This window comes from Corynebacterium sp. HMSC074C03 (assembly GCF_001838285.1).
Taxonomy (GTDB): domain Bacteria; phylum Actinomycetota; class Actinomycetes; order Mycobacteriales; family Mycobacteriaceae; genus Corynebacterium; species Corynebacterium amycolatum.
This window is the reverse complement of sequence record NZ_KV836243.1, coordinates 1-10,569: the sequence shown is the minus strand read 5'-3', so window position 1 is coordinate 10,569 and position 10,569 is coordinate 1. Positions and strand designations below refer to the sequence as shown.

Below are 10,569 nucleotides of genomic sequence, written 5' to 3'. Positions count from 1 at the left end.
CCCATTATCGGGGACACTCACAAGGTAACGGGGCTTAGGTAGGGGCTTTTATAGGAGCTTTGTTGGGGCCTTGTTGGCACAACGGGCTGCAAATGTGAAACTGTGCAAGCTTATAGCACTTTCAAGCCATTTTTCGGGCAATTTTTGCTATAAACGCAGTCAGTAACTCACATTGGCCCGCTGCCGCCACCATAAACGCAGTCAGTTACTCGCATTGGGGCTAAGTAGGGCTAAGTAGCAAAAGGTGCCCACCCGGCGACACGCCGAGCGGACACACTTTTTGCTACTTAACCCACTATTTATTTTGTGGCTATGCAGTTCGCGACTTACTCTGCTAGCTGCAACCGAGCCTGCTGAGCTGCGGCCACCAATACTTTCAGTGAAGCCGTAACCTCGTCCCAACCTCGGGTCTTTAGACCACAGTCCGGATTAATCCACAGCAGGTTGGGGTCAACGCTTTCAAGCGCATCTTCCACGAGCTGGTTGACTTCTCCGTCCGTCGGCACGCGAGGCGAGTGGATGTCCCAGACACCTGGACCAATCCCGCGAACGTATCCCTCATCTTTCAGCGCTGCGAGCACCTGCATACCGTTGCGAGCTGCTTCGATGGACGTGACATCGGCGTTGAGATCATCGACGGTGTCGATAAGCTCATTGAAGTCCGAGTAGCACATATGCGTGTGAATCTGAATGTCGTCAGCCACACCAGAGGTAGCCAGACGGAAGGAACCTACGGCCCACTTCAGGTAGGCGGGCTGGTCCGCTTCATTCAGGGGCAGCAACTCGCGAATGGCTGGCTCATCGACCTGCACGATTTGCGCTCCAGCGGCCACGAGATCTGCAATCTCATCGCGCAAAACCAGCGCAACGTTATCCGCAGTGTCACCGATGGGCTGGTCATCACGGACAAACGACCATGCCAACATGGTCACCGGCCCGGTGAGCATTCCCTTGACGGGAAGGTCAGTCATGTCTGCCGCTGCCTTGTACCACTGCACCGTCATCGGCTCTGGCCTGGTGATATCACCGTAGAGAATTGGCGGGCGCACACAGCGGGAACCATAGCTTTGGACCCAGCCATTGGTGGTGGCAAGGTAGCCGTCCAGCTGCTCCGAGAAGTATTGCACCATGTCGTTGCGCTCAGGTTCGCCGTGAACCAGCACATCGAGCCCCAGTTCTTCCTGCTGTTCAATGGCAGATCGAATTTCAGCGAGCATTGCCGACTCGTAGTCAGCTGGGGTGAGCTCTCCCGTGCGCAGCTGCGCACGTGCACGACGAATGCTATTGGTCTGCGGGAAGGAACCGATTGTGGTGGTCGGCAGCGGAGGCAGATTGAGGGTCTCAGCCTGAGCCGCCTGGCGAGCCGCAAACGGGGAACGGTTACGGTCGCTATCCTCGATTGCCGCCAAAGCTTCACGAACTTCAGGCTTAACAATCCGCTTCGACTCTGCCCTCGATGCCAGTGCTGCCCGGGACTCCCTCAACACCTTTAAATCCGCGGCATCGAGTTGGCGGTCATTCAACTTGGCATCAAGCGCCCTCGCCAAAAGGGTCACCTCGGCAATTTTCTCATCGCCGAAGGCCAGCCACTGCAGCACCTCGGCATCTTCTTCGCTCGGGTTTTCCGAGGCCAGGGAGTACGGGACATGTAGCAGCGAACAGCTAGTCGACACCGCGATGGGGCCTCGGGCTGCCAGCTTCTCCAGCGTCGCCAGGGCTGCATCCAAATCGGTGCGCCACACATTACGACCATCGACAATGCCCGCAACCAGCAGTTCCTTGCCGGTCCAATGCGGCAGCTCGGAGCTACCTGCTACCAGGTCGCAACCAATGGCCTGCACGCCTGTGCCAGAAAGGGTTTCCAGCGCCTGATCACCATCACCAAAGTAGGTCTGCACCCACAACTTGGTATTCGCAGACTCCGCCACGCCGGCCAACTTCTCGTAGGCCTGGCGAGTCCTAGCAAGAGTCACTTCATCGAGGTCAGTGACCAATACTGGCTCATCGAGCTGAATCCACTCAAAGCCCTTATCCTCCAGTTGAGCGATGATTTCCGCGTACGCATCGGTCAACTTTTCCAAAAGGCCAAGTGGGTTCGAATCATCGTCGGTACGCGACAGGCTCAAGTAGGTCACAGGACCAATCAAATGAGGGCGCAGCATGGTGGTGGCGCCATTGTTTAAGCTGCAGGAATCATCCAACCAGTCAGTGAGGTCAGAGGTAAATTCAGTATCGGCTGACAGCTCCGGAACAATGTAGTGGTAATTGGTGTCGAACCACTTGGTCATTGCGGATGCCGGTTGCGTCTTCGTACCGCGAGCGGCGGCGAAGTAGTGGTTGATCCATTCCGGTAGGTTGGAACCGTCCGTTTTCGGGACATTCTGGAAGCGGGCTGGAAGCACTCCGAGCAGCGCCGATGTATCCAGCATAGAGTCGTAGAACGAGCGCCCAATTGTCGGAACCGAGTCGATTCCTGCCTTCAGCGCTGCGCCAATGTAGCTATTGACAGTGTTGCGCGCCGTCGCGGCCAGCAGGCCGCCGGTCGCCGGGTCGCGCCAGTAGTTTTCCAGAGCTCTTTTGAGCTCACGATTACGCCCTATCCGCGGAATGCCCGCGAGGGTTGCGTGAATTGCCATGATCTCGTGATTTCCTCGTCAGTCGTGATCAGCATCGGGTATGAAATTGCACAACCGGCAGGCATTCGGACTTGTCATCACTGAAAAGATTGGTTATCAACGCGTCGGATAAACCAAAGTTCTGGCGGTGATGCTTACCGTTGCGGGACAGTTCCGGACTTGCACCGGGATTCCCCTGCATAACTCGAGGGCCTCATGCGCGCTAGGCTAAAAACACACCTTGCGCAGAAAACGTGCGATATGCAGCACTTTCCTTTATGAACCCCTTCGAGGCGGCTGTGGATGTGAAGTATATCGCAATATACAAATATCTCATTCACTTAGCCCCTCCCCAAGCCTTTGCTTTGAGCTCTCCTGCTGGGGCCAAAGTGATTAAGCTCGTAGTCATAAAAGCTATTTATCCCACCTCTTTGCAAGGAGTGACCTCGAGTGACACAGGCTTCCGGACCTTCCCTGAGGGGCGCCAAGATTCCGTTCGATGGCCCGGTCCAGTCAGGCGTTGAACAGCCCGGCCAAGCACATCTCCGCCTCGTCGCATTCGATTTGAAGGACGGCATCGACGCAGCAGATCTGAAGGAACTGTTCTCCTCGCTTACCGACGTTGCCCGCCGCCTCACCCAAGGCCAGGACATCGAGGGATATCTGGAACCGGAAATGGTCGCAGCCACTGCAAACCTGACTATCACAGCCGGTTTCGGTGAGCGCATCTTCGACGTCCTCGGCAAACCAGAGCGCAAGCCGGCTGGTCTGCACGATATCCCGTCATTCCAGCATGACATGCTCCGCCCTGAGTGGGGTCAGTCTGACTTCGCCCTGCAGTTGTGCGGTGATGACCTCGTCACCGTTACGGCCGCGTCCCGTCTACTGGAAAAGAAGGCGGCTCCGTGGGCTCGCGTGAAGTGGTTCCAGAAGGGCTTTTCCTACGCCTGGGGTTCGCAGCCTCACGGCGCTACCCCACGCAACCCGCTGGGTCAGCTCGACGGCACCGTCAACCCGTCCACTCCGGATGAATGGTCCGAACAGGTGTGGATCGACTCCAAGGACAAGGCGATTAACAACTCCTGCGTGATGGTTGTTCGCCGTATTGCGCTCGACTTGAACAATTGGGAGGAGCTCAGCACCGACGAACGCTCCATCGTTATCGGTCGTGACTTCCACACCGGCGCTCCTCTTTCCGGCGGCAACGACGAGTTCGATGAAGAGGACATGGACGCCGTCGATGACCAGGGCGAGTACCTCATCCACCGCCAGTCTCACTTGGCACTGTCCCGTGAGCAGGATGGCCAGCCTGACGACGCCCTGCGTCGCCGCGCCTATGCATACGAAGACCAGCCCGGTGAGCCAGCTTTCCCATTCGAAGGACCGAACGTTGGACTGGTCTGGGTTGCATTCCAGAAGAACCCGGACAACCAGTTCAGCGCAATCCAGGCCCGTTTGGATCGCGGCGATTTGCTCAATGAGTGGAACCGTCACATCGGCTCCGCTGTGTATTGGATTGCCCCTGGCACCACCCCAGATTCCTACTGGGGTCAGGAGTTGATTGAGGGGTAAAGGCTGCAAGCTGGCAGGCTAAAGTCTGACGGACTAAAAAGCTGGCGGGCTGCAAATGTGAAACTGACCCAGTTTATGACACTTTCGAGCAAAATTTCTGGCCGTTTTTGTCATAAACTCAGTCACTAACTCGCGGTGGTCCCGGGTCCCCAGCCACAGGAGGATTGGCCCGCCGCCGCCCGCCATAAGAAAACGCCCGCCGAGTGCCTGAGCACTCCTGCGGGCGTTACTTCTAGACAAGAATTTTGTCAGTCACGAGCCACCGAATTAGTCACCAATCTGGTCGCGGCCACGCTTAACAATCTTCGGATCCGGAGTACCGACCAGCTCGTGGTCCTTCTCCGTGTACTCAAACTTGCTCAGCACATAACGCATCGCGTTGATGCGGGCACGCTTCTTGTCGTTGGACTTAATGGTAATCCACGGGGACTCATCGGTATCCGTGTAACGGAACTGCTCTTCCTTCGCGCGGGTGTAGTCACCCCAACGGTCCAGCGATGCGAGGTCCATCGGAGAGAGCTTCCACTGACGTACCGGGTCGACCTGGCGAATAGCGAAGCGAGTGCGCTGCTCCTTCTGGGTCACCGAGAACCACAGCTTGGTCAGCGAAATACCGGAGCCCAGAATCATGTTCTCCAGCATCGGAACCTCACGCAGGAACTCTGCATGCTGAGACTCAGTACAGAAACCCATCACGCGCTCAACGCCCGAACGGTTGTACCAAGAACGGTCGAAGAAGACGATTTCGCCAGCGCACGGAAAATGCTCAATATAGCGCTGGAAGTACCACGAGGTGGACTCACGCGGCGACGGCTTTTCCAGAGCCACAGTTCGAGCACCACGCGGATTCAGGTGCTCGTTAAAGCGCTTAATGGTACCGCCCTTACCAGCGGCGTCACGGCCTTCGAAGAGGATGATGTGCTTCTGACCAGTTTCCTTGGTCCAGTTCTGCCACTTCAGAAGCTCAATCTGCAGCTTCCTCTTAATAGACTCGTATTCCTTGCGCGTCATGCGCTCCTCGTACGGGTAGCCATCGCGCCAGGTATCAACCCGCTCACCGTCTGGAGTGACCAGTACCGGATCGTCCTCATCAGAATCATCGACGACGTAACCTTCGGTCTTCGCCAAATCGACGATGTGGAATTCCTCTTCATTCTTGTCAGCCATACCCCTTATCCTACTGAATTTCTCTACCACACGTCCCCCATGCGGGTGCCCTTACCTGCAATTTCCCAGCAGTTAACGTTCCGTCTTACCGAAATTGAGGGGGTGGGACTGCACGCAGCGACCGTCGATAAGCACTGCGCGTACAATAAATGCCATGTTGTTATCCGAGGCTCTTGCCGCACGATCCGAAGTTTCCGACCGGCTGGCTGAGATTAATCGCCGTCTCGCGCTGGTGGCGCAGGTGCAGGAAGGCGATACGCCTGATGAAGATCCGCAAGCACTTATTGCCGAAGCCGAGCGTCTGATGGCGCGCTTCGAATGGCTGGTGCGCTCGATTAACGCAACGAATTCCGCTACTGCCTTCGAGGACGGAACGCTTAGCGACGCACTCGCGAAGCGCGACCACCTGCTAACACGGCGGCGGTTCTACACCTCCGCAGCCGATCAGGGCTCGGGTCGGCGGGATCGATACTCAGCTTCGGAGATTCGCTATGTCGCCACTGTGGATATCCGGTCGCTGCGCCAGAAAGCCGACAAGGCGGCGAAGGAATACCGGGACTTGGATACCCGTATTCAGCAGGCGAACTGGTCAACCGAGCTTATCGAGGCCGCGAATAAACCGGCCGAATAGCAAGCACGGTTCGAAAGCGAAACCAGAAGAATTTCACATTTTGATAAGTCGGTAGTTGCATCCAGATTGTCGGCGAGCGCGACGGCCTGTCTCTGGCCTTAAAGGGACACCTAAAGATCTCACCTGTACTGAGGCAGCAGGATTAATAACAGACAGTCCTCGTCATTGCGTACATGGGTACAGATCATCGGTTATTTTTCACTACCAAGCGCTGAGGCGTCTGATGCAACGAGGGTGGGTTCGGGGACTTAAAACTTTCTCAAGTTACACAGCAAAAAGCGCCGCTGAGGATTTCCCTCAGCGGCGCTTTTTAGGCTAACTCAAGCAGTCGGGACCTCTTTTAGAAGCCCATGCCGCCCATCTCGTCGCCACCCGGCATTGCCGGCATAGCCGGTTCCGGCTTGTCAGCGACAACGGCCTCGGTGGTCAGGAACAGGGCTGCAATGGAAGCAGCGTTCTGCAGTGCGGAGCGGGTAACCTTCACCGGATCGTTGATGCCAGCTTCCATCAGGTCGATGTACTCGCCGGTAGCAGCGTTCAGGCCTTCACCCTGCGGCAGGGAAGCAACCTTCTCGGTGACGACGCCGGCCTCGAAACCAGCGTTCAGAGCAATCTGGCGCAGCGGAGCTGCGAGAGCCGCACGCACGATGCGGACACCTGTTGCCTCGTCGCCGGTCAGACCCAGCTCGTCGTCAAGCACGTGCGAGACCTGCAGCAGTGCGGAACCGCCACCTGCGACGATGCCCTCTTCCACAGCAGCCTTTGCGTTACGGACGGCATCCTCAATGCGGTGCTTGCGCTCCTTGAGCTCGACCTCAGTTGCGGCGCCAGCCTTGATAACTGCAACACCGCCGGCGAGCTTAGCCAGGCGCTCCTGCAGCTTCTCCTTGTCGTAGTCGGAGTCGGAGTTCTCGATCTCAGCGCGGATCTGGTTGACGCGGCCCTCGATAGCGGACTGCTCGCCAGCGCCCTCGACGATGGTGGTCTCGTCCTTGGTGACGACAACCTTGCGAGCGCGACCCAGCAGCGGCAGGTCAGCGGTCTCGAGCGACAGGCCGACCTCCTCGGAGATGACCTGGCCATCGGTCAGGATAGCCATGTCCTGCAGCATTGCCTTACGACGGTCGCCGAAGCCCGGAGCCTTGACAGCGACAGACTTGAAGGTACCGCGGATCTTGTTGACGACCAGGGTGGACAGAGCCTCGCCCTCGACGTCCTCAGCAATGATCAGCAGCGGCTTGCCGGACTGCATGACCTTCTCCAGCAGCGGCAGCAGGTCCTTGATGTTGGAAATCTTGCCGGAAACCAGGAGGATGTACGGATCCTCCAGAACGGCCTCCTGGCGCTCCATGTCAGTGGCGAAGTAACCGGAGATGTAGCCCTTGTCGAAGCGCATACCCTCGGTCAGCTCCAGGTCGAGACCAAAGGTGTTGGCCTCTTCCACGGTAATGACGCCTTCCTTGCCGACCTTGTCCATAGCGGTGGCAATCAGCTCACCGATAGCCGGGTCAGCAGCGGAGATACCAGCGGTAGCAGCAATCTGCTCCTTGGTCTCAATGTCCTTAGCGGACTCCAGGAGCTTCTCGGTAACAGCCGTGACAGCCTTCTCGATGCCGCGCTTGATGCCCATCGGGTTGGAGCCAGCAGCAACGTTGCGCAGACCCTCGGAAACCAGAGCCTGAGCCAGAACGGTAGCGGTAGTAGTACCGTCACCAGCGACATCGTCGGTCTTCTTGGCAACTTCCTTGACCAGCTCAGCGCCGATCTTCTCGTAAGGATCCTCAAGTTCGATTTCACGTGCAATGGAGACACCGTCGTTGGTGATCAGCGGTGCGCCCCACTTGCGCTCGAGGACTACGTTGCGACCCTTCGGGCCCAGCGTAACCTTGACAGCGTCTGCCAGGGTGTTCAGACCCGTTTCGAGACCGCGGCGGGCCTCCTCGTCAAATGCAATCATCTTAGCCATGAGGTTTGAAGAATCCTCCGTCTATTTATGTGGCACTTACATTGGAAGTTGACCCAGGCGCCCGCGACGGCATGTGATTCGAGGGAAGCGCCGCCCTCTCCATCACCGGAGTCAACACTGTACTTTTTAACGACTTTGCAACACTTGTTTCAGCCTGCGCTGCAGTATGTGCTGCAGTTTGCTGCAACTCGCATACAACGCACACATACACAAGGTGTGAAGTTGTTTTTATTAGCACTCAATTAGAGCAAGTGCTAATTCACTTTTTTAGCACTCAACCCCATCGAGTGCAAGGTTAAGCGCCGCAACTCCCAACGCCAATACCACTCCCGACGTCACTCCCAACGCCATCATGCCTGTGCGCCTACACTGTCGCACATGAGCATTATTGATAAGGAACTCACGGGCACCCTGCGAGACCACATCTCCAGCCAACGCGAGACCATCCGCACTCAGCTGACCGAGCTGGTCGCTTTCCCATCCGTACACGGCACCGAAGAAACCAAGCAGGCCTGCATCGACGCAGCCCAGGCGGTTACTGACATGTACGCAGAGCTGGGTATCGAGCTAGAGGCGCATCACACCATCGACGGTTCGATTGCACTGTCGGGTTTCATCCCCGGGTCGTCGGAAAGCGCGAAGACCGTACTGCTCTACTCCCATTACGACGTCCAGCCGGCGGGCGACGAATCCGCTTGGACCGCGGATCCGTGGACGCTCGATGAGCGCGACGGTCGCTGGTACGGACGCGGTACTGCCGACTGCAAGGGCAACGTGGTCATGCACCTGGCTGCGCTGCGCGCGCTGCGCGACGACGCTCTTGCGGGCCACGTCGACATGCCAAACATCAAACTCATCGTGGAGGGCTCCGAGGAGCGCGGGTCGGCGGGCCTGAACAACCTCATCGCCACACAGCCAGAGCTTTTCGACGCCGACGTCATCCTCATTGCGGATGTCGGCAATGCCGAGGTTGGCCAGCCGACGCTCGTGACCACTCTGCGCGGCACCGCCGATGTGGAAGTACGCGTCGATGCGCTGGAGCAGCCGGTTCACTCGGGCATGTTCGGCGGCGCAGCCCCGGATGCGCTGGCGGCACTGATTCGCATGCTCGACAGCCTGCGCGATGAAAATGGCTTTACTTCTATTGATGGACTGGACTGCTCGCAGCGGTGGGAGGGCCTGGACTACTCGCCAGAGACTTTCCGCGCTGACGCCGGCGTGCTCAATGGAGTGGGCCTGATTAGCAACGAGGACACTTCCGTCTCCGATCTGACCTGGGCGCGCCCGTCGGTGATTGTGACCGGCATCGACTGCCCACCGGCAACCAATGCTGTCAACGCGATTTCGTCGACCGCCATGGCGCACATTAACTTCCGCATCCCAGGCGGCGTTGATCCGGCTGAGGCGCAGGACGCGCTGGAAAATCACCTGCGCGCACATGCTCCGTGGGGCGTGAAGGTGACGGTCGAACGCGACGAGCTGGCTAACCCGTTCCGGGCCAACGTTGAGGGCAAGGTTGTGCAACTGGTCGCTGACAGCCTGTCGGCCGCCTATGGCAAGGAGACCGCAAGCATGGGCGAGGGCGCCTCAATTCCGCTGTGCGCCACCCTGCTGGACGCCGTACCAGGTGCTGACATCGCGCTTTACGGCGTGGAGGAGCCACAGGCTCGCATCCACTCGGCTGATGAATCGGTCGACCCGAACGAGATTCGCGACATCGCTATTGGCGAGGCGGTTTTCCTGGCCTCTGTCAACGGAATTTAACGGGGACAGCAAAGAATCCACCAAAGATATTGATTGAATGACTTGTGTCACATCTTTTACCTGTAGTAAGGTTCCACCCATGCAGCAGAACATTCTTATTCGAGTAGCGAAGGCTACGAACCCCGGTGGAGGCCGACAGGACTGACCCCTCCACACGGGGTCTCTGGCCGCAACTTCTCAAAGCACTTGGTTGGTCCGCCACTCACAGCAAAAGCAACTAAGCAAAGGACCAGAAAAGAATGTTTCCCACTCGCACCCAGAAGAACATGTCCACTTCGACGACGTTCACGGGCAAGCGCCCTTCGTTGGAGCACCAGGACGACGGCAATGTGCGAACTTATTCCGACGATCCATTTAGGGCTCGATTCGGACATCGCCTGCCTCGAGGCTTAAGGCAAGAAGCTCGTGGCATGAACTGGCAGAAGTTCAAGGACACCTACTCCCCCACGAGCGGCCCGGTTCAGATCAAGAATTTCGAGGCAACCCGCGGCACCCTGGGGCGCTGGAATTTCAACGCTGACTTAACACTGACCGACAAGGACGACCACACCCACACCTTCACCCAGGAGATTACCGCTATGGGGCCGGTGTCGGCTTGCACTAATCTGCTGGCTGATGCAGGTTACCGCGTGGAAATCGTGGAATTCCACCAGTTCGAAATCTTCGAAGCTACCGCTACCTTTGTCTATGCAGGTCACAACAATGACCATGTGTGGACCATGGGCTTCGGCCAGACTCCGGAGGCTTCCGTGCTCTCCGCTTTGGTCTGCGCTGCTAACCGCCTGCATGGGTAGGACGCGGATGCTGCTCGTTTAGTAAACGGGGGGTGTCCCTATGTTTTTGTCAAGTGCCAG

General features: G+C 57.7%; 7 protein-coding genes and 1 riboswitch. Of the genes, 4 read left to right on the top strand and 3 right to left on the bottom strand.

What is annotated here, in order from left to right; genetic code table 11:
- Positions 1–326: 326 nt before the first annotated feature.
- Positions 327–2,636 carry a 5-methyltetrahydropteroyltriglutamate--homocysteine S-methyltransferase gene (gene metE / locus HMPREF2847_RS08210; RefSeq protein ID WP_070852092.1) on the bottom strand — a complete coding sequence of 770 codons (2,310 nt, stop codon included), beginning with the start codon at positions 2,634–2,636 and terminating at the stop codon, positions 327–329.
- A 38-nt stretch (positions 2,637–2,674) separates the two neighbouring features.
- Positions 2,675–2,858, bottom strand: a riboswitch (cobalamin riboswitch).
- Between the two features lie 207 nt (positions 2,859–3,065).
- On the opposite strand from metE, the gene HMPREF2847_RS08205 reads away from it, so the two are divergent.
- Positions 3,066–4,187, top strand: a complete 1,122-nt coding sequence (locus HMPREF2847_RS08205; protein ID WP_070852091.1) for a Dyp-type peroxidase — start codon at positions 3,066–3,068, stop codon at positions 4,185–4,187.
- A 267-nt stretch (positions 4,188–4,454) separates the two neighbouring features.
- Here the strand turns inward: HMPREF2847_RS08205 and ppk2 are convergent, their stop codons facing one another.
- Positions 4,455–5,354, bottom strand: coding sequence for a polyphosphate kinase 2 (ppk2, locus tag HMPREF2847_RS08200; protein ID WP_005510168.1), 900 nt, complete (start codon positions 5,352–5,354; stop codon positions 4,455–4,457).
- A gap of 154 nt (positions 5,355–5,508) precedes the next feature.
- On the opposite strand from ppk2, the gene HMPREF2847_RS08195 reads away from it, so the two are divergent.
- On the top strand, positions 5,509–5,985 hold the full coding sequence (locus HMPREF2847_RS08195) for a DIP1984 family protein (protein WP_049190643.1): 477 nt from the start codon (positions 5,509–5,511) through the stop codon (positions 5,983–5,985).
- 340 nt (positions 5,986–6,325) lie between these two features.
- Here the strand turns inward: HMPREF2847_RS08195 and groL are convergent, their stop codons facing one another.
- Positions 6,326–7,951, bottom strand: a complete 1,626-nt coding sequence (gene groL / locus HMPREF2847_RS08190) for a chaperonin GroEL (protein ID WP_038626677.1) — start codon at positions 7,949–7,951, stop codon at positions 6,326–6,328.
- 378 nt (positions 7,952–8,329) lie between these two features.
- Between groL and HMPREF2847_RS08185 the strand changes: the two genes are divergently transcribed.
- Both HMPREF2847_RS08185 and HMPREF2847_RS08180 read left to right on the top strand, forming a co-directional pair.
- Positions 8,330–9,715 (top strand): dipeptidase, encoded by a 1,386-nt coding sequence (locus HMPREF2847_RS08185; RefSeq protein ID WP_070601052.1) that lies wholly within the window; start codon positions 8,330–8,332, stop codon positions 9,713–9,715.
- A gap of 239 nt (positions 9,716–9,954) precedes the next feature.
- Entirely contained in the window at positions 9,955–10,509 is a 555-nt protein-coding gene (locus HMPREF2847_RS08180) for a 2-isopropylmalate synthase (protein ID WP_048731724.1), read from the top strand.
- Positions 10,510–10,569: the final 60 nt, after the last annotated feature.

What these genes read in the sequence shown, in the direction of transcription:
- metE (WP_070852092.1), bottom strand. Translation starts at nt 2,636, where the DNA reads ATGGCAATTCACGCAACCCTCGCGGGCATTCCGCGGATAGGGCGTAAT.
- ppk2 (WP_005510168.1), bottom strand. Translation starts at nt 5,354, where the DNA reads ATGGCTGACAAGAATGAAGAGGAATTCCACATCGTCGATTTGGCGAAG.
- HMPREF2847_RS08195 (WP_049190643.1), top strand. Translation starts at nt 5,509, where the DNA reads ATGTTGTTATCCGAGGCTCTTGCCGCACGATCCGAAGTTTCCGACCGG.
- groL (WP_038626677.1), bottom strand. Translation starts at nt 7,951, where the DNA reads ATGGCTAAGATGATTGCATTTGACGAGGAGGCCCGCCGCGGTCTCGAA.
- HMPREF2847_RS08185 (WP_070601052.1), top strand. Translation starts at nt 8,330, where the DNA reads ATGAGCATTATTGATAAGGAACTCACGGGCACCCTGCGAGACCACATC.
- HMPREF2847_RS08180 (WP_048731724.1), top strand. Translation starts at nt 9,955, where the DNA reads ATGTTTCCCACTCGCACCCAGAAGAACATGTCCACTTCGACGACGTTC.